The 22,700-nt window shown below is 72.9% G+C and carries 19 protein-coding genes; 9 read left to right on the forward strand and 10 right to left on the reverse strand.

Annotated features, from left to right (window positions below):
* The first annotated feature begins 134 nt into the window (after nt 1-134).
* Both ABH931_RS03120 and ABH931_RS03125 read left to right on the forward strand, forming a co-directional pair.
* Nucleotides 135-1,211, forward strand: coding sequence for an MBL fold metallo-hydrolase (locus tag ABH931_RS03120; RefSeq protein WP_370110045.1), 1,077 nt, complete (start codon nt 135-137; stop codon nt 1,209-1,211).
* Between the two features lie 60 nt (nt 1,212-1,271).
* The gene (locus tag ABH931_RS03125) at nt 1,272-1,607 is read left to right on the forward strand and encodes a hypothetical protein (protein WP_370109615.1); all 336 of its coding nucleotides are present in this window, start codon (nt 1,272-1,274) and stop codon (nt 1,605-1,607) included.
* A 138-nt stretch (nt 1,608-1,745) separates the two neighbouring features.
* On the opposite strand, the gene ABH931_RS03130 is transcribed toward ABH931_RS03125, so the two are convergent.
* The 5 genes from ABH931_RS03130 to ABH931_RS03150 form a co-directional block, all read right to left on the reverse strand.
* Complete coding sequence (locus tag ABH931_RS03130) at nt 1,746-2,357, reverse strand: TetR/AcrR family transcriptional regulator (RefSeq protein ID WP_370109617.1); 612 nt, start codon at nt 2,355-2,357, stop codon at nt 1,746-1,748.
* Between the two features lie 72 nt (nt 2,358-2,429).
* Nucleotides 2,430-3,605 carry an acyl-CoA dehydrogenase family protein gene (locus tag ABH931_RS03135; protein ID WP_370109618.1) on the reverse strand — a complete coding sequence of 392 codons (1,176 nt, stop codon included), beginning with the start codon at nt 3,603-3,605 and terminating at the stop codon, nt 2,430-2,432.
* Nucleotides 3,602-5,599, reverse strand: a complete 1,998-nt coding sequence (locus ABH931_RS03140; RefSeq protein ID WP_370109619.1) for a biotin carboxylase N-terminal domain-containing protein — start codon at nt 5,597-5,599, stop codon at nt 3,602-3,604. The genes ABH931_RS03135 and ABH931_RS03140 overlap by 4 nt, the downstream gene beginning before the upstream one ends.
* A 5-nt stretch (nt 5,600-5,604) precedes the next feature.
* Complete coding sequence (locus tag ABH931_RS03145; protein WP_370109620.1) at nt 5,605-7,206, reverse strand: acyl-CoA carboxylase subunit beta; 1,602 nt, start codon at nt 7,204-7,206, stop codon at nt 5,605-5,607.
* Nucleotides 7,203-8,948: an acyclic terpene utilization AtuA family protein gene (locus ABH931_RS03150; RefSeq protein ID WP_370109622.1), complete on the reverse strand. Its 1,746-nt coding sequence runs from the start codon at nt 8,946-8,948 to the stop codon at nt 7,203-7,205. The genes ABH931_RS03145 and ABH931_RS03150 overlap by 4 nt, the downstream gene beginning before the upstream one ends.
* Before the next feature lie 181 nt (nt 8,949-9,129).
* On the opposite strand from ABH931_RS03150, the gene ABH931_RS03155 reads away from it, so the two are divergent.
* Nucleotides 9,130-9,957, forward strand: coding sequence for an isocitrate lyase/phosphoenolpyruvate mutase family protein (locus tag ABH931_RS03155; RefSeq protein WP_370109623.1), 828 nt, complete (start codon nt 9,130-9,132; stop codon nt 9,955-9,957).
* Nucleotides 9,958-9,996: 39 nt separating this feature from the next.
* On the opposite strand, the gene ABH931_RS03160 is transcribed toward ABH931_RS03155, so the two are convergent.
* The 3 genes from ABH931_RS03160 to ABH931_RS03170 all read right to left on the reverse strand — a co-directional run bounded on the left by ABH931_RS03160 (nt 9,997) and on the right by ABH931_RS03170 (nt 14,233).
* Nucleotides 9,997-12,423, reverse strand: a complete 2,427-nt coding sequence (locus ABH931_RS03160; RefSeq protein ID WP_370109625.1) for a hypothetical protein — start codon at nt 12,421-12,423, stop codon at nt 9,997-9,999.
* Nucleotides 12,424-12,457: 34 nt separating this feature from the next.
* Nucleotides 12,458-12,982 carry a hypothetical protein gene (locus ABH931_RS03165; RefSeq protein ID WP_370109627.1) on the reverse strand — a complete coding sequence of 175 codons (525 nt, stop codon included), beginning with the start codon at nt 12,980-12,982 and terminating at the stop codon, nt 12,458-12,460.
* Between the two features lie 81 nt (nt 12,983-13,063).
* Nucleotides 13,064-14,233, reverse strand: coding sequence for a steroid 3-ketoacyl-CoA thiolase (locus tag ABH931_RS03170; protein ID WP_370109629.1), 1,170 nt, complete (start codon nt 14,231-14,233; stop codon nt 13,064-13,066).
* Between the two features lie 194 nt (nt 14,234-14,427).
* Here ABH931_RS03170 and ABH931_RS03175 point away from each other — a divergent pair, with 194 nt between their 5' ends.
* The 3 genes from ABH931_RS03175 to ABH931_RS03185 all read left to right on the forward strand — a co-directional run bounded on the left by ABH931_RS03175 (nt 14,428) and on the right by ABH931_RS03185 (nt 19,084).
* The gene (locus ABH931_RS03175) at nt 14,428-15,660 is read left to right on the forward strand and encodes a cytochrome P450 (RefSeq protein WP_370109631.1); all 1,233 of its coding nucleotides are present in this window, start codon (nt 14,428-14,430) and stop codon (nt 15,658-15,660) included.
* 286 nt (nt 15,661-15,946) lie between these two features.
* Complete coding sequence (locus ABH931_RS03180) at nt 15,947-17,977, forward strand: MFS transporter (protein WP_370109633.1); 2,031 nt, start codon at nt 15,947-15,949, stop codon at nt 17,975-17,977.
* A gap of 126 nt (nt 17,978-18,103) precedes the next feature.
* Nucleotides 18,104-19,084, forward strand: a complete 981-nt coding sequence (locus tag ABH931_RS03185; RefSeq protein WP_370109635.1) for a peptidoglycan-binding protein — start codon at nt 18,104-18,106, stop codon at nt 19,082-19,084.
* 64 nt (nt 19,085-19,148) lie between these two features.
* Here the strand turns inward: ABH931_RS03185 and ABH931_RS03190 are convergent, their stop codons facing one another.
* A complete protein-coding gene (locus tag ABH931_RS03190) occupies nt 19,149-19,736 on the reverse strand; it encodes a TMEM165/GDT1 family protein (RefSeq protein ID WP_370109637.1) in 588 nt (195 codons plus the stop codon).
* A 389-nt stretch (nt 19,737-20,125) separates the two neighbouring features.
* Between ABH931_RS03190 and ABH931_RS03195 the strand changes: the two genes are divergently transcribed.
* The 3 genes from ABH931_RS03195 (at nt 20,126) to ABH931_RS03205 (ending at nt 22,187) form a co-directional block, all read left to right on the forward strand.
* On the forward strand, nt 20,126-20,530 hold the full coding sequence (locus tag ABH931_RS03195; RefSeq protein WP_370109639.1) for a hypothetical protein: 405 nt from the start codon (nt 20,126-20,128) through the stop codon (nt 20,528-20,530).
* Nucleotides 20,531-20,595: 65 nt separating this feature from the next.
* A complete protein-coding gene (locus ABH931_RS03200) occupies nt 20,596-21,588 on the forward strand; it encodes an aldo/keto reductase (RefSeq protein WP_370109641.1) in 993 nt (330 codons plus the stop codon).
* Nucleotides 21,589-21,632: 44 nt separating this feature from the next.
* On the forward strand, nt 21,633-22,187 hold the full coding sequence (locus tag ABH931_RS03205; protein WP_370109643.1) for a DUF1697 domain-containing protein: 555 nt from the start codon (nt 21,633-21,635) through the stop codon (nt 22,185-22,187).
* Here ABH931_RS03205 and ABH931_RS03210 read toward each other — a convergent pair whose 3' ends face one another.
* A complete protein-coding gene (locus ABH931_RS03210; RefSeq protein ID WP_370109645.1) occupies nt 22,188-22,664 on the reverse strand; it encodes a MarR family winged helix-turn-helix transcriptional regulator in 477 nt (158 codons plus the stop codon).
* Nucleotides 22,665-22,700: the final 36 nt, after the last annotated feature.

The following is a 22,700-nucleotide window of genomic DNA, read 5'->3' on the forward strand; positions in this document are numbered from 1 at the left end:
CCAGGCTCCCCGTCCCACTCCATGAGAACTGATACCAGTTCTAGTTATAGGCGGCAATGGTCATGCAGTACGCTGCCGCGACAGGTGCATTGCCCACAGAACGCGTTTCACTTTCGAGGAGGCTGCCGGTGTCGGTGCCACAGGCGCTGGAGGACGACCAGCCCGATCGGGCGGCGTGGCGGGCGCGGGTGCTGCCGTCGGTGCAGGACCTCGGCGGCGGGGTGTGGAGCATCCCCGTGCCGATCCCCGACAACCCCCTGCGGTACACGCTCGTGTACCTGCTGGAGAGCGCGCGCGGCCCCGTCCTGGTGGACACCGGCTGGGACGATCCGTCCGGCCGCGAGATCCTGCGGGCGGGCGTCGCCGAGGCCGGCTTCGCGCTGGAGGACGTGCACGGCGTCCTGATCACCCATCACCACCCGGACCACCACGGCCTCTCCGCGCACGTCCAGGCGGCCTCGGGCGCCTGGGTGGCCATGCACGCGGCGGAGGCCGACGTGGTACGGGCGGTCCGGGAGATCCCGGCCGACCAGTGGATCGAGCGCATGGCCCGCTCCATGCGGGCGGCGGGACTGCCGGAGGAGCATCTGGCCGCGCTGCGGGAGTGGGGCGGCGACGCCGAGTCCGGCCCGGCCACACTCGGCGCGGTTGTCCCGGACCGCGAGCTCGTCCACGGCGAGAGCGCGGGCGTGCCGGGGCGCGACCTGCGGGTGATGTGGACGCCCGGCCACACGCCGGGCCACGTCTGCCTCTTCCTCGACGAGAAGCCGCGCACGCGCCTGCTGAGCGGTGACCACCTGCTGCCGACGATCAGCCCGGTGGTCTCGCTCTACCCGGAGAACCCGCAGGACGAGCCGACGGACCCCCTGGGCGACTTCATCGACTCCCTGGAGCGGATCGCCGCGCTCGGCCCGCAGGAGATCCTGCCCGCGCACCAGTACCGCTTCACCGACGCGCCGGGCCGGGTCCGCGAGCTGCTGGACCACCACGCGGCCCGCCTCGCCGACCTGCACGCGCAGCTGCTCGGCGCGCCGATGACGCTGTGGGAGGCGGCGCAGGGCATGCACTGGAACCGGCCCTGGTCGGAGCTGAACTTCCTGGCCCGGCACCTGGCCGTCTCGGAGGCCGCGGCACATCTGCGCAGGCTGGTGAAGACGGGCCTGGCAGAGGCCGTCACGGACGAGGACCCGGTCCGGTACCACGCACGGTGAGGTGCGACGGCGGGGCGCGTTAGGGTGAGGTCCGCCGCTGAACGAAAGGCCCGCCGCACCATGCTCTCCGCCGTCCGCCGCCCCGCCGCGCTGGCCGCCGCTGCCGCCGCCCTGTCCGTCTCCGCGCTGCTGGGCGCCACCGCGCCCGCGTCCGCCGCGCCGCACCCGGCCTACGCCACCGTCCAGCTCGCGGCGGCCCCCAGCCAGAGCGACGCCAGCCCGAGCGACGCCAGCCCGAGCGACGCCAGCCCGAGCAGCACCGCCTCGGCGCCCGCCTCCCACGCGCCCAAGCCGAACAAGACCGCCAAGGTGGTCGTCTTCGTCGCGCTCGTCGTCGCCGGCATGGGCGGCGGCCTCTTCATCAGCTGGGCCCGCGGCCGGCGCCGCCACGACTGATCGGAGCGAGTCGGCGCTCTCCAGGGTGAAGCCGAACGGCCCGGGGAGCACGAGCGGCTCCCCGAGGGCGACCGACCCGGCGCGGGCGTGGCAGTGGCGTTCGACCTCGCGGTCGATCGAGGGACGCAGACGAGTCCGCTAGAGCTGCGCGTCGAGGATGCGGGCCCACTGCCGGACGATGCGTTCGCGGCGGTCGCTGTCGTCGCTGAGGACATCGGCGAGGCCGAGGCCGCGGGCCATGTCCAGGGTGGCCTGGACGGTCTCGCGGACGCCCGGGCGGGTCTCGTCGGCGCCGAGGAGAGCCACGGCCGTCTTGTGGGTCTCCCGGCCGATGCGGGACTCCAGTTCGAGGACCCGTGGGCGCAGCTGGTCGTCGGTGCTGACCGCCACCCACAGTTGCAGCGCCGCCCGGAACAGCGGGGTGGTGTAGAGGCCGACGAGCATCCGCACGACGGCCTCGTGGCGGCGCGGGCCGGAGGCCGGGAGCGCGGCCGCGCGGGCGTCGAGTTCGGCGCGGCGCTGGACGGCGACGTGCTCCACGGCCGCCGTGAAGAGGTCCTCGCGGGTGGGGAAGTGGTGCTGGGCGGCGCCCCGGGAGACGCCGGCCCGCTCCGCGACGACCGCGACGGTGCTGCCGGACCAGCCCACCTCGGCCAGGCAGTCCACTGCGGCCTCCAGCAGCCGCCGGCGGGTGGCTCGGCTCCGGTCCTGCTTGGGGGCGCGCGCGGAGGCGGTGGTTGCTGTCGGCACGGGTGTTTCCTTTCCGTGGGGAACTCTACGGCGCCCCCGCGCCGACCTGCCGGTTCGTCCGGCCGGTGGAGATCAGTACGACTTCGGCAGGCCCAGGGTGTGCTGCGCGACGAAGTTCAGGATCATCTCCCGGCTGACCGGCGCGATGCGGCCGACCCGGACGCCCGCGATCAGCGAGGCGAGGCCGTACTCGGACGCCAGGCCGTTGCCGCCGAGCGTCTGCACGGCCTGGTCGACGGCCCGGACGGCCGCCTCGGCCGCCGCGTACTTGGCCATGTTCGCGGCCTCGCCCGCGCCGAAGTCGTCGCCCGCGTCGTAGAGGAACGCCGCCTTCTGTGTCATCAGCCGCGCCAGCTCCACCTCGATGCGGACCTGGGCGAGCGGGTGCGCGATGCCCTGGTGCGCGCCGATCGGGTCCTTCCAGACCGTGCGTTGCTTCGCGTAGTCGACGGCCCGGTCCAGCGCGAGGCGGGCCATGCCGGTCGAGTAGGAGGCGGCCATGATGCGCTCGGGGTTGAGGCCGGCGAAGAGCTGGAGCAGACCCGCGTCCTCGTCGCCGACCAACGCGTCGGCGGGCAGCCGCACGTCGTCGAAGAAGAGCTGGAACTGCCGCTCGGGCAGGTGCAGTTCCATCTCGATCGGCGTGTAGGTGAAGCCCGGCGTCTCCCGCGGGACGATGAACAGGGCCGGCTTGAGCTTGCCCGTCCTCGCGTCCTCGGTGCGTCCCACGACGAGCGTGGCGTCGGCGGCGTCGACACCGGAGATGAAGACCTTCTGGCCGCTGAGGATCCAGTCGGAGCCGTCCCGGCGCGCGGTGGTGGTGATCTTGTGGGAATTGGAGCCCGCGTCGGGTTCGGTGATGCCGAAGGCCATCCGGCGGGTGCCGTCGGCGAAGCCCGGCAGCCACTCCTGCTTCTGGGCGCCGGTCCCGAAGCGCGCCAGGATGCTGCCGCAGATGGCCGGGGTGACCACGAGCATGAGCATCGGGCAGCCGGCCGTGCCGAGCTCCTCCAGGACGATGGACAGCTCCTGGATGCCTGCCCCGCCACCCCCGTACTCGGTGGGCAGATTGACGCCGAGGAAGCCCAGCTTGCCTGCCTCGCGCCACAGTTCGTCGGGGTGGCGGCGCTCCTTACCGCAGGCGGTCAGGTACTCCAGGCCGTAGCGGCTACCCAACGCCCGCACGGCGGCGCGCAGGTCGCGGCGTTCCTCGGATTCGACGAAGGTGCTCTCGTACGTCGCGGTCATGGCTGCGAGGTCCCCTCCAGATCAGTGTGCGTGGTCTCGCCGATGACGGCGAGGAGCGCGCCGGTGTCGACCTGGTGGCCGACGGCTGCGCGAAGCTCGGTGACCACGCCGTCGGCCGGCGCGGTGATGCGGTGCTGCATCTTCATCGCCTCCAGCCACAGCAGCGGCTGACCGGCCGTCACCGCCTCGCCGACGGCCGTCTCGACGCGGACGACCGTGCCGGGCATCGGCGCGAGCAGCGATCCGGCCGCGGTCTCGCGTTCGGGCTCGGGGAAGCGCGGCAGCACGGCCAGCGCGACGGCGCCGAGCGGCGAGTCGACGTGGACCAGCTCCGCGCCGTAGCGGGCGAGGTCGAACGCACGCCGCACGCCGCCCACGGCCAGGACGACCCGCTCGGGCGAGGCGGTGACGAGGGCGACGTCGGGGTGCGCCTCGGCGCGCAGGCCGTCGCGGGTCAGCCGGTAGCGGACCTCGTGCTCCACGCCCTCGTGGGCGTAACGCTTGACCTGCGGATGGGCCGGAACGTTGCGCCAACCACCGGCAATCGGGCTCCGGTTGGCGGCGGCGTCGCCGAGGGCGGCGGCCAGGGCCGCGAGAGCCACGGCGTCCTTGTCGGCCGCACCCTGGTCGGGGTGACGGGTCAGGAACGCGGTGTCGACGTGCCCGGCCAGGAACTCCGGGTGGCGCAGCACCCGCACCAGCAGGTCGCGGTTGGTCGTCAGGCCGTGAACCCGGGCCCTGGCCAGCGCGCCCGCGAGGCGGCGGGCCGCCTCGGCGCGCGTCGGCGCCCAGGCGATCACCTTGGCCAGCATCGCGTCGTAGTGGACGCCCACCTCGCTGCCGCCCGCGACGCCCGCGTCCAGGCGCACCCCGGACGCCTCCCCAGCCCCCGGCGGGGCGAACTCGACGGTGACTCCGGGGATGTCGAGCCGCTCGACGGTTCCGGTCTGCGGCTGCCAGTCCTTGGCCGGGTCCTCGGCGTAGAGGCGGACCTCGATCGCGTGGCCGCGTGGCGCCGGCGGCTCCGCGCCGGGCAGCGATCCGCCCTCGGCGACGGCGAGTTGCAGCGCCACCAGATCCAGCCCGGTCACGCACTCGGTGACGGGGTGCTCGACCTGGAGTCGGGTGTTCATCTCCAGGAAGAAGAAGCGTCCGTCCGGCGCGAGCAGGAACTCGGCCGTCCCGGCGCCGACGTAGCCGATGGCACGGGCGGCGGCCCGGGCGGCCTCGTGCAGGCGGGCCCGGGTGTCCTCGGCGAGCAACGGCGCCGGGGCCTCCTCGACGACCTTCTGGTGCCGCCGCTGGATCGAGCAGTCGCGCTCCCCCACGGCCCAGACGGTGCCGTGGGCGTCGGCGAGCAGCTGCACCTCGACGTGCCGGCCGGTCTCGACGTAGGGCTCGACGAAGACCTCGTCGCTGCCGAACGCCGCCAGCGCCTCGCGCCGGGCGGCAGCCAACTCCGCTTCGAGCTGCGCGAGTTCACGGACCACGCGCATGCCGCGTCCGCCCCCGCCCGCCGCGGCCTTGACCAGCAGCGGCAGGTCCTCACCGGTGGGGGCGCCCGCGACGGTCAGCACCGGCACACCGGCGGCGGCCATCAGCTCCTTGGCCCGGGTCTTGACGCCCATCGCGGCGATCGCGGACGGCGGCGGGCCGATCCAGGCCAGGCCCGCGTCCAGGACCGCCTGCGCGAACTCCGCGTTCTCGGAGAGGAATCCGTAGCCGGGGTGCACGGCGTCGGCGCCCGCCGCGCGAGCGGCGGCGATGACGAGGTCGGCGCGCAGGTAGGTGTCGGCGGGCGCGGCACCGGGCAGGCGGACGGCGGCGTCGGCCTCGCGCACGAAGGGCGCGTCCGCGTCCGGGTCCGCGAACACGGCGACGGTGGCGACGCCGAGTTCGCGGCAGGTGCGGAAGATCCGCCGGGCGATCTCGCCGCGGTTGGCCACGAGGACGGAGGTGATCACAGCGCATCCCTGGGTGAGGTCGTCGGTCATCGCCGTCACATCCTGAAGATTCCGTAGCCGCGCGCGCCCTCGACCGGCGCGCTGTGGATCGCCGAGAGACACAGGCCCAGCACGGTGCGGGTGTCACGCGGGTCGATCACGCCGTCGTCGTAGAGGCGGCCGGAGAGGAACATCGGCAGCGACTCCGCCTCGATCTGCTGCTCGACCATCGCGCGCAGACCGGCGTCGGCCTCCTCGTCGTAGGCCTGGCCGCGCGCCTGCGCGGAGGCGCGGGCGACGATGGAGAGCACGCCCGCGAGCTGCTGCGGGCCCATGACGGCCGACTTGGCGCTGGGCCAGGCGAAGAGGAAGCGCGGGTCGTAGGCGCGCCCGCACATCCCGTAGTGCCCGGCGCCGTACGAGGCGCCGACGAGCAACGACAGGTGCGGCACCTTGGAGTTGGCGACCGCGTTGATCATCATCGCGCCGTGCTTGATGATGCCGCCCTGCTCGTACTCCTTGCCGACCATGTAGCCGGTGGTGTTGTGCAGGAACAGCAGCGGGATGTCGCGCTGGTTGGCCCACTGGATGAACTGGGCCGCCTTCTGGGCCTCCTGGCTGAACAGCACGCCCTGCGCGTTGGCCAGGACGCCGACCGGGTAGCCGTGGATCCGGGCCCAGCCGGTCACCAGGCTCGGCCCGTAGAGCGGCTTGACCTCGTCGAACTCCGAGCCGTCGACGACGCGGGCGATCACCTCGCGCGGGTCGAAGGGCTGCCGCAGGTCGCCGGGGACGATGCCGAGCAGTTCCTCCTCGTCGTACTTCGGCGCTGCGACCAGACCGGCGGCCGGGCCCGGGCCCTGCTTGCGCCACTCCAGACGCGCGACGATCCGGCGGGCACGGTGGATCGCGTCGACCTCGTCGGCGGCGAAGTGGTCGGCCAGCCCGGAAATCCGGGCGTGCATCCGGGCACCGCCGAGCGACTCGTCGTCGCTCTCCTCGCCGGTCGCCATCTTCACCAGCGGCGGACCGCCGAGGAAGACCTTGGAGCGCTCGTCGATCATCACGACGTGGTCGGACATGCCGGGCACGTACGCGCCGCCGGCGGTGGAGTTGCCGAAGACGACAGCGACGGTCGGAATGCCGGCGGCGGAGAGCCGGGTCAGGTCGCGGAAGATCGCGCCGCCCGGGATGAAGATCTCCTTCTGGCTGGGCAGGTCCGCCCCGCCCGACTCGACGAGGCTGACCAGCGGCAGCCGGTTCTCCAGCGCGATCTGGTGGCAGCGCAGAGCCTTCTTCAACGTCCACGGGTTGCTGGCGCCGCCGCGCACGGTCGGGTCGTTCGCGGTGATCAGGCACTCGGTGCCGGAGATCCGCCCGATGCCGGTCACCATGCCCGCGCCGACGGGGTACTCGCTGCCGTAGGCGGCGAGCGTGGAGAGCTCCAGGAAGGGGGAGTCCGGGTCGACCAGCAGCTCGATCCGCTCGCGGGCCAGCAGCTTGCCGCGCTTGCGGTGGCGGTCCACGTACTTGGGGCCGCCACCGGCGACGGCCTTGGCGTGCTCGGCGTCCAGCTCGGCGAGCTTGGCCAGCATCGCCTCGCGCCGCTCGGCGAACTCGGCGCCGCGCGGATCGACGTCGGTGGTCAGGACGGTCACTGGCCCTCCTCCTCGCTGGTCCACTCGCTTGTCAACAGAGCCTCCGGGATGTCGAGACGGCGCGAGCGCAGCCACTCCCCGAGCGCCTTGGCCTGGGGGTCGAACCGGGCCCGGGAGGCGACACCGTCGCCGAGAATGCCCTCGACGGTGAAGTTCAGTGCGCGCAGGTGCGGCAGCACCGTGCGGCTGACGGCCAACCCGGCCGTCTCGGGCAGGAGTTCCCCCAGGCGGGCGGTGGTCAGGGTGTGCGCGAGCCAGCGCCAGCCCTCGTCGGTGCGGGCCCAGACGCCGATGTTGGCGCTGCCTCCCTTGTCCCCGCTGCGGGCCCCGGCGACGGCGCCGAGCGGCGCGCGACGGGTGGGCCCGGCGGCGGCGGTCAGCGGCGCCGGCAGGTCCGGCTCCGCCACCGGCGCCAACGCCCGTGCCTCGGGGGCGGGTTCGATCTCGACGCAGCGCCCGTCCGGCAGCAGGGCGGTGTGCCGCACCTCGGCCGGGTCGGCGGTCAGCGCCTCGAACACGCCGTAGGGGCCCGGCTTCTGCGGCAGACCGGCGACGTGGAAGCCGGGGTACCCGGCCAGCGCCAGCTCGACGGGGACGGTCGCCGTGGCGCGGCGGACCAGCTTCGGGTCCTGGTCGCGGACGACGAGGCGCAGCAGCGCGCTGGCCTCCTCCTCGGTGGCGGCGTCGGGGTGGTCAGTGCGGGCCAGAGTCCAGTGCAGCTCGGCGGGCTGCTGCTTGCCGAGTTCGGCGCCGAGCTGGTCCCGCATCAACTCGGCCTTGGCCTCGATGTCGAGGCCGGTCAGCACGAAGACGGTCTCGGCGAGCCAGCCGCCGAGGCGGTTCACGCCCACCTTCAGTGTCGGCGGGGGCGCTTCGCCGCGCACCCCGCTGATCCGGACCCGGTCCGGGCCCTCGGACGTCAGGCGGACGGTGTCGAGGCGGGTGGTCACGTCCGGGCCGGGGTAGCGGGCGGGGCCGGTCTCGTAGAGGAGCTGGGCGGTGACGGTCTCCACGGTGACCGCACCTCCGGTGCCCTCGTGCTTGGTGACAACGGCGCTGCCGTCCGCGTGGATCTCGGCGAGCGGGAAGCCGGGGCGCAGCCGTCCGGCGGGCGGAAGCTCGCGGAAGAAGGAGAAGTTGCCACCGGTCGCCTGCGTCCCGCACTCCAGCACGTGTCCTGCGGCCACGGCCCCGGCCAGCCGGTCCCAGTCGTCCCGCGCCCACCCGAAGTGGGCCGCGGCGGCACCGCTGACCAGCGCGGCGTCGGTCACCCTGCCGGTCACGACGACGTCCGCGCCGGCCTCCAGGCAGGCGGTGATCCCCCACCCGCCGAGGTACGCGTTCGCCGCGAGAACGCCCGCGCGCTTCGCCCGCACGGCGGCGAGCACGTCATCCCCCTCGACGTGCGCGATCTGGGCCTGCGCGAGGCCGAGCGCCCCGGCGAGCTCCCGCAGCCTCTCGGCGAGCCCGCCGGGGTTGAGCCCGCCCGCGTTGACGACGATCCGCACCCCGCGGTCGAGCGCGAGGCCCAGGCACTCCTCCATCTGCCGCAGGAAGGTCTTGGCGTACCCGAGGGCGGGGTCCGCCATCCGCTCCCGGCCGAGGATCAGCATGGTGAGCTCGGCGAGGTAGTCCCCGGTCAGCACGTCCAGCGGCCCGCCGGTCAGCATCTCCCGCACGGCGTCGAACCGGTCCCCGTAGAACCCGGACGCGTTCCCGACCCGCAGGATCGTTTCGGACACCTCTGCCCCTTCCGGCAACCCAGCCCACCCGACGCGATGCGACGCGCTGTGACGAGCCCAGCGTGGCAGCAGCAACAGAAACAATCAAGCGTGCTTGCTTTGTTTTATCGGCCCGGCCAGGCCGACGGTGATGTCCGTATTCCGCGAGCACCCCGGCGGCTGTGCGGCTGTACTGGATGGCATGACTTCACAGCAGGACCACGCACAGCTGTTCCGCTCCCTGCACACCCCCGGCTCACCGCTGCTGCTGGCCAACGCCTGGGATCTGGGCAGCGCCCGGATCATCGCCGACGCCGGAGCCCGTGCCGTCGCCACGACGAGCGCCGGGGTCGCCTGGGGGCAGGGGACGGCCGACGGGAACAACCTGAGCGCCGACGACATGGTGGCCCTGGTCGCCCGGATCGCCGCCGTGGTGGACATGCCCCTCAGCGCCGACCTCGAAAGCGGCTACGGCAAGGACCCCGCCGGGGTCGCCGAGACCGTGACGCGGATCGTCGCGGCGGGGGCCGTCGGGGTCAACATCGAGGACACCCACAGCGAGACCGTCTCGCCACTGCGCCCCACGGACGAACAGGCCGAGCGGATCGCCGCCGCCCGGGTGGCCGCGGACGCGGCGGGCGTGGCGCTCTTCGTCAACGCGCGGGTCGACACCTACTTCCACGGCGTCGGCGGCGAGGCCGACCTCCTCGGTGAGACCCTCGCACGGGCGCGCGCCTACGTCGACGCGGGCGCCGACGGCGTCTTCGTCCCCTGGGTCACCGACCTCGCGGTCGTCGCGGCGCTGGCCGAGGGGATCGACGTCCCGCTCAACATCCTGGCCGGGCCGGGCGCACCGTCCGTGGCGGAGTTCGCGAAGGCGGGCGCGGCCAGGATCAGCCTCGGCTCGTCGATGGCCTCCGCCGCGTACGGCGTGGCCCACCGGGCCTCCCGGGAGCTGTTCACCTCGGGCACCTACGCCGCGCTCGCCGGCGGCGTCGGCTACGCGGAGCTCAACGCGCTCATGAGGTAGGCGGGCGGTGGGCCGGGCACAGCGGACACGCGAGCACCGTCAGCGGTGCCTGGCCAGGTCCGCGACGTAGGCGCGGGAGATCGAGGGGCCGGCGCCGGTCACCCGGCGCAGCTCCGCGACCGCCCGCGCCCGTGCGTCCTCGGTGCCCTCGGCGAGGATGTCCAGCAGTGTCCGCTCCAGCTCGGGAGCGACCGGAGGCAGCGCGAAGTCGTTGATCGGCGGTGTCCTGGGGCTCAGGTCCAAGGCCCAGTGGCCGTCCGCCTCCACGAGCAGGAGCCCCGAACCGTAGACCCACTTCTCCTCCCGGTGCTCCGAGTTCGTCGTGGTGAAGAGAAGGTCCCCCACCAGCAGGTCCAGCCCCCAGCCCGTCCGCCGCAGGATCCGATCCTCGACGAACTGCACCGAACCGTGGCCGCTGCGCAGCAGTTGGACGGTGAGCAGGCCATGGCCGGTCTGCTCGCAGCGCAGCACCTCGGGGCCCCGGCCACGAGCCGTGGTGGTCAACGGCCGCGCCTGCGTGAGCGGCAGGACCCGCACCGACCACTCGTCCTCCCCTGCGCAGTCGACGGCGAGGTGCGTCACGTCGGGACCGACCAACTGGGTGCCCTGGTAGGCGCCGCGCCAGATGTCCACGCGGGCCCGGCGGGCGCTCCCCGCCGCCGTCCGCCTGACGTGTTCCAGCTTGAACGGCCCCTCTCCCCGGAAGGTGACGTCGAGGAGCGCCGGCGCGCCCGCCTCCGGGGGGTCGAGCAGGAACTCACCACGGCCGCGGCCTCGGTAGAGGAAGCGCTCGTCGGTGATGTTCCGGAAGCGCTCCGTGCGCGTTCCGCGCAGCTCGTCGCGGGAGACCAGTTCCAAGGGCACCGGACGCCCGGACCGCACGGCCTCGAATCGGATGAGGGCGGCCCGGCCGCGCCCCACCGCCTCCCGCACCAGGCCCGCCCGCTGCTCCGTCGCACCGGCCAGCTCCGTGGCCGCGACCGCGAGAGCGTCCTGTGCCTCGCGGTACTCACCGACCGCCGGACCGGCGGGCTCCGCCCGCTCCGTCTGCTCCGTCTGCTCCGGCGCCGACGCGACACCCTCCAGTTGCTCCCGGAACTGCCGGACGAGCCGGTGCAGTCCCGGTCCCTCCTCCTGCCGGCGGCTCAGGAGCCGCAGCTGGGCGCGCCCCTGGGCGAGCGCCTCCCCCACCCGGTCGGCGCGGTCCCCGCCGGAGCTCGCGGCGGCACCGGTCGCCCGCTCCAGCGCGGACAGCACGGCGGCGTGGTGGTCCCGCTCGGCGTCGTCCGCGTCGGCGGCGGGGGCGGCGGCACGCGCCGTCTCGGCCGTGTACGCGGCGATCAGCGCCGCGAGCGCGGCGGTCTCGGTGCGCCGCCGCTCGACGTCCGCCAGCGCGGTGCGGATCACCTGGACGGAGTCGTCCACCTTCTGCCGACGCTCCGGCTGCGCGCTGCCCAGCAGTTCGACGCAGCGACCCAGCGCGGCCCGGCCGGTGGCGAGGTGCGCCGCCTCCGTCGCGTCGGCGCCCGCAGCCGCCGACAGGGCCTCCAGCTCCGCCCGCAGAGCCGCGACGCGGGCGGCGAGTCGTTCGGTCTCCGCCCGTCGCCGGCTCCACGCGTCCAGCGCCTCCCCACCACGCCGCAGAGCCGCCCCGACCCGGCTGCCACGGTCCGAGGCGGTGCTCCGCACGATCGCACGCGCCTGCTCCGCGACCCCGGTGACCACGGCACGGTGGGCCGACTCCACGGCGTCGAGGTCGGCACCCTCGGACACCTCGGCCAGCTCCGTCTCGAACCCCTCCACAGCCGCGAGGAGTTCGACCGTCTCCCGCCGACGCCCCGCGAGCGCCGCCAACGCCGCACGCCCCCGCGCCAGCGCGGCCTCGACCTGCCCGCCCCGGTCCGAAGCCGAACTCCGCACGACCTCACGGACCTGCTCCGCGACCTGGGCGGCGACCGCACGATGCGCCAACTCGACCGCATCGGCGTCGACGTCGGCGCCCTCGGACACCTCGGCCAGCTCCGTCTCGAACCGCTCCACAGCCGCGAGGAGTTCGACCGCCTCCCGCCGACGCCCCGCGAGCGCCGCCAACGCCGCACGTCCCCGCGCCAGCTCGGCGAGGGCGAACTCCCGCCCGGCCGACGTGGTCAGGTCGACCACCGCCGAGGCCTCCGAAGCCCGGGAGTAGCAGTCGAGTGCCCGGCGGAAGTGGCCGATGGCCACCTCGTCGGTCTCCGGCGAGGAGGGGGCGAGGTCGATCGTGCCCAGCTGCTCGCCGTAGGCGGTGATCGCGTCGCGCACCGACGCGTCGGCCGAGCGCCGGTCGGCCGTCACCGGCGGCGCCACCCCGTCGGGCTCCGTCGCCGTCTCCACCGGCCGCTTGCGGCGGCCGAACGCGCCCCCGGCGAGAGTGCCCCCGCCGAACGCCACGACGGCCAGCGCGCCCGCTATCGAGTCCGCAATCACGACGCCCCCCGCGTCCGTTCCCCATCGAGCAAGATCACTCTAGGGGAACGGGCGCCGTCGGCGGGGTCGGCTCCAGGAACCGGCGGGCCTCCCGCACGATGTCCGCTTCGATCAGTTCCCTCGGTCGCGGTTCGCCGTTCGCCCCGTACCACTCGAGGAGTGACCGGACGAACCCCCGCAGCTCCGCCGGGTAGTCGAACCGCATCGCCGCCTCGCGCCAGATGAGGTCGGCGCCCTCGACAGGCGTCACCTCTCCCTGGACGATCTCCCGTGCCCGCCACCGGACCAGCGCCCCCAGGGCCTCGTCCGGGTCGGCCGGCCACGGGAAGACCAGGTCGAGCTCCTCCAGGACCTGGCCGAAGAGCTCGTCGGCCTGTGCCAGTTCGTTGTGTCCCAGGCCGGCGAGCAGGGCGAGCGACGGGGAGTCGACGCCGGCCAGCAGCGCCGCCAGCGCCACCTCGACGAACTCCGCCGGATCGACCCAACGGTCGCACCAGGCGCGGTCTTTCGCCGACTGCCGAAACCGCGCCGCCCACTCCTCCGGCACCTCGTCCGTCATGGGACTCCCCCTCCGCCAGGCCGACGTAGGCAGAGTCCCACCCGGGCAAAGGACCCGCGAACGGTTCCCGGGCCCGGGACGTCAGATCCGCTGGATGATCGTCCCGGTCGCCAGCGCGCCGCCCGCGCACATCGTGATGAGGGCGAACTCCTTGCCGCTGCGCTCCAGTTCGTGCAGGGCCGTGGTGATCAGGCGGGCACCGGTCGAGCCGACCGGGTGGCCCAGCGCGATCGCACCGCCGTTGACGTTGACCTTCTCCATGTCGGCCTTCATCACCTGCGCCCAGGACAGCACCACCGAGGCGAAGGCCTCGTTGATCTCGACGATGTCGATGTCCTTCAGCGACACCCCCGCCTTGCCCAGCACCGCGCGCGTCGCGTCGATCGGGCCGTCGAGGTGGTAGTGCGGGTCGGAGCCGACCAGCGCCTGGGCGACGATACGGGCGCGCGGAGTCAGCCCCAACGCCCGTGCCGCGCGCTTGGACGCCCACATCACCGCGGCCGCGCCGTCGGAGATCTGCGAGGAGTTGCCCGCGGTGTGGATCGCCGTCGGCATCACCGGCTTGAGCCCGGCCAGCGCCTCGGCGGAGGTGTCGCGCAGGCCCTCGTCGCGGTCGAAGAGCCGCCACATGCCCTGCCCCGCCTGCTGCTCGGCCTCGGTCGTGGGCACCTGCACGGCGTACGTCTCGCGCTTGAACCGCTCCTCCGCCCACGCCTGCTGGGCGCGCTGCTGGGAGGCGAGGCCCAGCTGGTCGACGTCCGCGCGGGTCAACCCGCGGTGGCGGGCGATGCGTTCGGCCGCCTCGAACTGGTTGGGCAGGTCGACGTTCCACTCCTCGGGGAACGGCCGTCCGACCCCTCCCGCGGAGCCGGACCCCAGTGGGACGCGGGACATGGACTCGACGCCGCAGGCGACGCCCACGTCGATCGCGCCCGCCGCGACCATGTTGTGCACCATGTGGTTGGCCTGCTGCGACGAACCGCACTGACAGTCCACGGTGGTGGCCGGGACCTCGTACGGCAGGCCCATCGCGAGCCAGGCGTTGCGTGCCGGGTTCATCGACTGCTCGCCGGCGTGCGTCACGGTCCCGCTGACGATCTGCTCGACCACGTCCGGCTGGACGCCGGTGCGGGCCAGCAGCTCGCGGAAGGTCTCGCCGAGCAGATAGGCGGGGTGCAGATTGGCGAGGGCGCCGCCCCGTCGTCCGATGGGGGTGCGCACTGCCTCGACGATCACGGGCTCAGCGGCCATGAGCGGTCCCTCCCGAGTGGGCCCAGAACTGATACTCGTTCTAGTTCTGCGGACCTTTGTATGCGTCCGCAGACCCCCCGCGCAAGGCCCTTGCATCCACTAGAACGTGTTACTACCGTCGAGTGGATATCTGACACTCCGTCAGAGTTACTCAGCGTCCACCAACGTCCCAGGAGCCCCTCAGGAGGCCCGAGATGTCCTGCCCGGTGCTGCCCGACGGATTCGACCCGACCGACCCGGAACTGAACGTACGCGGGGTGCCGCTGCCCGAGTACGCCGTGCTGCGCCGTACCGCTCCGGTCTGCTGGATCCCGCAGGCCGACGGGACGAGCGGCTTCGACGACGGCGGCTACTGGGCGGTGACCCGCCACGCCGACGTCCGCGAGGTCTCGACCCACCCCGAGACCTTCTCCTCCCAGGAGAAGACCGCGATCATCCGATTCCACCCGTCGATCGAACCGTCCGCGATCGACGGCCAGAAGCTGATCATGCTGAACATGGACCCACCGGAGCACACCAGACTCCGCTCCATCGTCCAGCGCGGGTTCACCCCGCGTGCCATCAACGCGCTCCAGGACGCCCTGCGCGACCGCGCCGAACGGATCGTCCACACGGCGGTCAAGGAGGGCACCGGCGACTTCGTCACCGACGTCGCCTGCGAACTGCCGCTCCAGGCGATCGCCGAACTGATCGGCATCCCGCAGAGCGACCGCAGCAAGATCTTCCACTGGACCAACACCATGGTCGGCTACGACGACCCCGAGCTCGCCGTCACCCAGGAGATGGGGATGCAGTCGGCGATCGAGCTGATGAGCTACGCCATGGGCATGGCCGAGGAGCGCAAGGCCTGCCCGGCGGAGGACATCGTCACCAAGCTCGTCAACGCCTCCGGCCAGGGCAACCTCAGCAGCGACGAGTTCGGCTTCTTCGTGCTGGTGCTGGCCGTGGCCGGCAACGAGACGACCCGCAACGCGACCAGCCACGGCATGCACGCGATGCTGACGCATCCCGAGCAGTGGGAGCTCTACAAGGAGCGGCGCCCGCAGACGGCGGCGGACGAGATCGTGCGGTGGGCGACGCCGGTCATCTCCTTCCAGCGCACGGCCACGCAGGACGTGGAGCTGGGCGGAGCGGAGATCAGAGCCGGGCAGCGAGTGGGCATCTTCTACGCCTCCGCCAACAACGACGAGGAGGTCTTCGACCACCCCGAGCGCTTCGACGTCCTGCGCGACCCCAACCCCCACCTCGGGTTCGGCGGCGGCGGTCCGCACTTCTGTCTCGGCGCGAACCTCGCCAGGCTCGAGATCGACCTGATCTTCAACGCGATAGCCGACGCGATGCCCGGCATCCGCCTCAGCGGCGAGCCCTCGCGACTGCGCTCGCCGTGGCTGAACGGGATCAAGAAGATGAGCGTCCAGTACGCATAGCCAGTTGCACCAGCCAGGGGCGCGAGGCTCTGCCGACATGCGGCCGTGCCGCGTGGGCGCGACAAGCCACCCACGACGGTCGGATCCCCGAGCGGACAGGGCCATCCGCCTCGGGAGGGTTGCTCGCGCCCACGCAGGGCGCACCTCGGGGGCACCTCCCGGCCGAAGGCTGGGGGAGGAGCCGCATATCGGCGGGGCCTCGCGCCCCTGAGGCAGGTGCGACCGGGCCTCACCCTTTCAGCCTCACCAGAGCGCCGGGTCGGCCCCCGCGGGGTTTGCTGTGGGCATGGCCCAGCAGCAGGCGGTTGACGTGCGTCCGGAGGACCAGCCACCCGTGCCGGAGAGTGCCCGGAGGGTACGGCTGGTGTTCCTCGGGGTCATGCTCGGCATGTTCCTGGCCGCGCTGGACCAGACGATCGTCTCCACCGCGCTGCCGACCATCGTCGGCGACCTCGGCGGGGCCAACCACCTCTCCTGGGTGGTCACCGCCTACATGCTGGCCGCCACCGCGACCACCCCGCTGTGGGGCAAGCTCGGCGACCTCTTCGGGCGCAAGCACGTCTTCATCATCTGCATCGTCATCTTCCTGATCGGCTCCGCGCTGTGCGGCCAGTCCCGCAACATGACCGAACTGATCGCCTTCCGCGCGCTCCAGGGGCTCGGCGGCGGCGGGCTGATGGTGTTGGCGATGGCCGTCATCGCCGACGTCGTGCCGCCACGGGAGCGTGGGCGGTACCAGGGCGTGATCGGCGCCGTCTTCGGGGTCTCCTCGGTGGTCGGCCCGCTGCTGGGCGGCTTCCTGGTCGACAACCTCAACTGGCGCTGGGTCTTCTACGTCAACCTGCCGGTCGGCGCGGTCGCGCTGTTCGTCATCGCCACCGCCCTGCACGCCAAGCGGCCGAACACCCGGCCGAAGATCGACTACCTCGGCACCCTGCTGCTGGCCGCGGCCTCCACCTGCCTGGTGCTGATCACCAGCCTCGGCGGGACCACGTGGAAGTGGAACTCGGTCGAGGTGTGGGGCTGCGCGATCGGCGCCGTGGTGCTGATCGTCGCGTTCGTCTTCTGGGAGCAGCGCGCGCCCGAGCCGGTGCTGCCGCTGCGGCTGTTCCGGAACCGGATCTTCACGGTCTGCTCGGGCATCGGCTTCGTCATCGGGCTGTGCATGTTCGGCGCGCTCTCCTACATCCCGCTCTACATGCAGGTGGTCAACGGCAACTCGCCCACCGAGTCCGGGCTGCGGCTGCTGCCGATGATGGCGGGTGTGCTGATCACCTCGATCGGGACCGGCCAGCTGATCTCCCGCACCGGCCGCTACAAGATCTACCCGATCGTGGGCACCGCGCTGACCTGCGTCGCCCTCGTGCTGCTGGCGCAGGTGGACGAGAAGACCAGCGCAACGGTGATGGGCGCCTACATGCTGATCCTCGGCCTGGGGCTGGGTCTGGTGATGCAGGTGCTGATCATCGCGGTGCAGAACTCCACCGACTTCGCCGACCTCGGCACGGCCACCTCCGGCGTCACCTACTTCCGCTCCATCGGCGGTTCCTTCGGCGCGTCGATCTTCGGCACGGTGCTGAACAACCAGCTGTCCTCGAAGATCACCACCGCGCAGCAGAACGGGACCCTGTCGCCTCAGTTCCCGGTGAAGCAGGTGCTGGCCAACCCGACCAGCGTGCAGAAGGCGCCGCCCTCGCTGAAGCCGCTGCTGGACCCGTTCCTGCACATCTTCGCGGTCTCGCTGCAGACGGTGTACCTGGTGGCGGCCGGCATCACCGTCCTGGCCTTCGTGCTGTCGCTGTTCCTGCGGGAGGTGCCGCTGCGCACCGCGACCCGGACCGGCGGGCAGGGCGAGGCCGCCGGTCCGCCCACCTTCCGCAGTTCGGCGGAGGAGATCGAGGGCATGATCACGCGGCTGTCCAGCCGCGAGAACATCTGGGAGCGCTACGGCCGGGCCATCGACCAGTCCGGCATCGACATCTCCGTGCCGCAGGCCTACGGCTTGTTCCGGCTCCACCACGCCGGGCCGATCACGGAGGAGGAGATCTGCCGCCGCCTGAAGGTCAGCTCCGTCGAGATCCGCCCAAAGCTCGACGCGATGGTCACCAGCGGGCGCGTCCAACGCGACCCGGCGGGCGTGCTGACGCTCACTCCCGCCGGACAGGACGTCATCCAGCGGCTCTCCTCGGCCCGTCTGGAACTGCTGCGCGCCAAGCTCGACGGCTACTCCCCCGAGCAGCACGCCGAACTCCTGGACATGCTGCGCGCATTGGCCGACGACTCGCTGGAGGCCCCGGGCCGGGTGCTGTCGGACTGACGCAGCCCACCCGTACCCGGCTCGGTCAGTAGGCGATCGACTGTTCGCCCGTTCGCATGGATGCTGCATAATCGCCCCCGATCGGCGTACCGCAAAGTGCGCGCTGACCTGCCCGGATCTGGGGGAATGATGGCTTTTGGGCCGGTGGACGGGGACGGCGACGGCAGAACCGTCGGACACCGCGCGGGCAGCGACGACGAGACGACGGTGCTGCCGCCGGTCGACGGTGACCCCGCCCTGGTCCGCCCGTACGTGCGCGGCCCCGAGCCCGAGGCCCCGGACTCGACCCCGCGGACCCCGGCCGCGGAGCTCGGGCAGGCGGCCTGGGCGCAGGGGCTGCCTGAGGTGACGGAGACTCCGGACCCCACCGCCACGACGGTGCTGCCCCCCGTGCCGGCCGGCCCGCCCGCTCACGTGTCCGCGCAGGCTCCCCTGGTCCCGCCGCTGCCCCTGCCGGTGTCCGCGCCGCTGCCCGCGGCGGGCGGGCGCGCCCAGGCGCGCCGGGCGGCGTCACCGCACCCGGCCAAGCGCGGCCGGGTGCTCGCGCTGACCGGCGGAGCGGTCGCGCTCGTCCTCATCGGGACGGGCGCCGCCTACCTGACCCGCCCGTCGTCCACCGCGCCGTCCGCGCAGGCGGTGGCGCCGTCCACGGAGGTGGCGAGCTCCACCCCGAGCGGGCCGGCGAGCCCGAGCGCGCCCGCCTCGCACAGCGCGAAGCCGAGCCACAGCGCGAAGGCGAGCCCGAAGCCGAGCCCGAAGCCGTCGTCGAGCCACAAGGTGACCGCCAGCGCGAGCGCGAGCCCCAGCGCCACTCCCTCCAGCGCCACCACGACGCCGAGCGGCAACGGGGGTAACGGGGGCGACAACGGCGGCGGCAGCCTCGGCCCGGGGTCGACGGGCGCCGCGGTGGTCCAGCTCCAGCAGGACCTGCGGGAGGTGCACATCGACCGGCACCTGTATCCGTCGGGCGTCTACGACCAGCAGACGGCCGAGGACGTGGTCATGTTCCAGGCGTGCGAGAACGTCACCGACGACCCGGCCGGGGTCTACGGCCCGGCGACCCAGGCGGCGATGCAGGACGCCTTGCAGAACGGCCTGAACTGCTGAGTCACCCGTAGGGCCGGGGCGCGGCGCGATCAGCGGCCCGATCAGCCGCGGGTCAGCGGCGGGATCAGCCGGTGATCGCTCCGGTGATGCTGATCCCGGCCAGCACCAGCATGATCACCGCCGCGACGCGCTGGATGACGCGCAGCGGCACGTACTCCATCAGCTTCTGTCCGCCGAGGATCGCCAGCCCACCGACGGCGCACAGGGCCAGCCAGGAGCCGAGGCCGACGGCGAGCCAGTCGCCGTACTTCGCGGCGAGGTTCGCCGTCGCGATCTGGGTCAGGTCGCCGAACTCCGCGATCGCGATCACCGCGAAACTCGCGCCCGCCACGCGCCAGAAGCTGCCGGACTTCGGGTCGCGGCCCTCCGCCTCCTCCTCGCCCTCGTCCTTGTGGAGCAGCAGCATCGCCGCGCCAAGGACGAAGAGGCCGCCGACCACCGCCTCCAGGGCGCGGTGCGGAAGCAGGGCCAGCAGCCGGCCGGCCGCCAGGGCGAGGCCGACCTGGAGCGCCATGGCGGCGGCGACGCCCGCGAAGACGTAGGAGGACCGGTAGCGGGTGCCGAGCACCAGGCTGGCCAGCGCGGTCTTGTCGGGGAGTTCGGCCAGGAAGATGACGCCGAACGTGATGCCGAAGATGGCGAAGCTGCTCACGGAAGGGTGGTCCTCAGGATCGGGGTGGTGCCGGCCTCGGAGCCCACGACCTCGGGGACGCTTCGGCGCGGCAGCATACGGAAAGCTGCGGCCGAAGGTCTCGCCGACGCGGTCCGCTGCTGCGGCTCGCGCCCCGGGCGCCGGGCGGGCCGCGAAGCCCGCCAGTATGTCGACGGTCCGGTGGGGGCTACTCCCCTTCGATCACCGCGAGTCTACCCGAGGACACCCCCGCATCGGACCGACGATCCGATCAGCCGACCACCGTCCCGCTCGTTCTCACCCGTTCGATGGACACCTTTGCGTCCATGGGAACGGGTGTGCGCCCCGCTGCGTCCACCCATGCGTAAGCTCTGCATAAATTCCAGCAGTCCACGGGGGAAATGGCCGCCATGCCGAACAGAACCGCTCACCGGGCGCGCACCGTCGTGCTCACCGCGCTCACCGCCGCCGTGCTCGGGGCCACGGTGCTCACCGGCACCGCCTACGCGAAGTCCAGCGCCTACGTCGTGGTCGGGGCGCGCGCGCTGCGGATAGGGCAGAACGTGCAGGTGACCGCCTACGGCGGGGACGACTCGGCGCGCTACACCTACACGTGCCTGGACGAGCGGGTCGGCAACGGCGGCTGGTTCGCGCTGGGCTGCTCGGTGCGACCGTGGGCACCGTACGGCCGCACCGTGCGGGCGAGCTCGTTCGGCCGGATCCAGTTCCGGGCGCGGCTGCTGGCCAAGAGCAGCCCGAACGGCTCCGCCCGGCTGGACCGGGTCTCCGACCCGGTCGGCGTCTTCGTCCACTGAGGCGTCGCCCCACCCACCCGCGAGGCACTCTCGACAACACCACGCGGCCGGGTGAGGGTAGCCGCATGGACTACACCTCACTCGGCCGCACCGGCCTGTCCGTCTCCCGGCTGTGCCTGGGCACCATGAACTTCGGCCCGCACACCGAAGAGGCCCCGGCGCACGCGATCATGGATGCCGCCCTCGACCGCGGCGTCAACTTCTTCGACACGGCGAACGTCTACGGGTGGGGCGAGAACCGGGGCCGCACCGAGGAGATCGTCGGCAGCTGGTTCGCCCAGGGCGGCGGCCGCCGGGAGCGAACCGTACTGGCCACCAAGCTCTACGGCGACATGCCGACCCCGGGTGCGCCGGGCCCCTGGCCCAACAGCGGCAAGCTGTCCGCCCTCAACATCCGCCGGGCCTGCGACGCGAGCCTGAAGCGCCTCGGCACCGACTACATCGACCTCTACCAGATGCACCACGTCGACCGGGCCACGCCCTGGGACGAGATCTGGCAGGCGATGGAGGTCCTGGTCCAGCAGGGCAAGATCCTCTACGTCGGCAGCAGCAACTTCGCGGGCTGGCACATCGCCACCGCGCAGGGCGCGGCGGCGCGGCGCGACAACGTCGGGCTGGTGGCCGAGCAGTCGCTCTACAACCTGATGGCGCGGACCGTCGAGCTGGAGGTGCTGCCGGCGGCGCAGTACCACGGCCTCGGCGTGATCCCGTGGTCCCCGCTCCAGGGCGGACTGCTGGGCGGCGCGCTGCGCAAGGCGGCGAACGAGGGTGGCGTGCGCGGCGCGGAGCGGCTGAAGAACCTGGACGAGACGAAGCTCGCGCAGCTGCGCGAGTGGGAGGACCTGTGCGACAAGCTCGGCACCGAGCCGGGCACCGTCGCTCTGGCCTGGCTGCTGCACCAGCCCGCCGTGACAGCACCGATCGTCGGTCCGCGGACGGCGGGGCAGCTGGACACCGCCCTCGCCGCACTGGAGCTGAAGCTGGACGAGGACACGCTGGCCGAGCTCGACCGGATCTTCCCCGGACACCGGCCGGCCCCCGAGGACTACGCCTGGTGATCCTCTTGGCTGCCCAGAACCCCACCGACGCCTAGGATCGGCACATGAGTGCCGTTCAGATCCCCTACGTCGCCTTCCTGCGGGCCGTGAACGTCGGCAAGCGGAAGGTCGAGATGGCCCGGCTCCGGACCGAGCTCGACGAGCTCGGCCTGGGGCCGGTGCGCACGTACATCGCCAGCGGCAACGTCTTCTTCACCACGGCCCGCCAGGACCGGGCCACGCTGCGCACGGAGATCGAGCAGCGGCTGGAACAGGCCTTCGGCTTCGAGGTCCCGACCGCGCTCTACACGCTGGCCGAGGTCGAGGAGGCCCACGCCGCCGCGCCGTTCGGCGGGATGGAGCGCGCCGAGCACGAGCGGTTCAGCCTGCTGTTCACCACCGGCGAGCTGGACCAGGCGGTGCTGCCGCAGGTCTCGCCGAAGGGCGAGTGGGAGGTGGTGGGGCTGCACGGCGCCACCGCGTACGTGCTCTACCGGCTGCTCGGCGACCGCGGCCCGGCCAACCCCGTCCCGCTGCTGGAGAAGGCCTTCGGGGTGCGGGCCACGGGCCGGTTCCACCACACCGTCGAGAAGATCGTCGCGGCGGCACGGAAGGGCTGATCAGCCCTCCGCCGCGGGATCGACCTCCGCGCCCGAGGGGCTGACCGCCTCGCGGATACGGGCGAGCAGGGCGCGCAGTTGCTCGCGTTCGGCCGGGCTCAGCGAGCCCGTCGCGGCGGCGAGCGCACGGGCGTCCTCGGCCTCCGCCGCGGCGTGGTGGCTGCGCCCGGTGTCGGTCAGGCTCAGCAGGAAGGCCCGCCGGTCGTCGGGATGGCGGACCCGCTCCACCAGGCCGTCGCGTTCCAGGCCGTCCACGAGCGTGGTCGTGGTCCGCGCCGCCACGCCGAGCATGTCGCTCAGGTCGCGCATGCGCAGCGGCACGCCCTCGCGCGCGAGCATCCGCAGCGCGCGCAGCCGTGCCACCGAGGCGCCGAGCGGCCGCAGCCGGCCCTCCACGTAGGAGCGCAGGTCCGTTGTGGTGTCGAAGAGTTCGTCCACCAGGACGTCACTGCTGCCGTGCCGTCGCTGCTTGCCCATCACGCGCCCGTCCTCGTTCGGAAATTATTGGTGAGT

This window comes from Streptacidiphilus sp. MAP12-33 (genome assembly GCF_041261265.1).
Taxonomy (GTDB): Bacteria; Actinomycetota; Actinomycetes; order Streptomycetales; family Streptomycetaceae; genus Streptacidiphilus.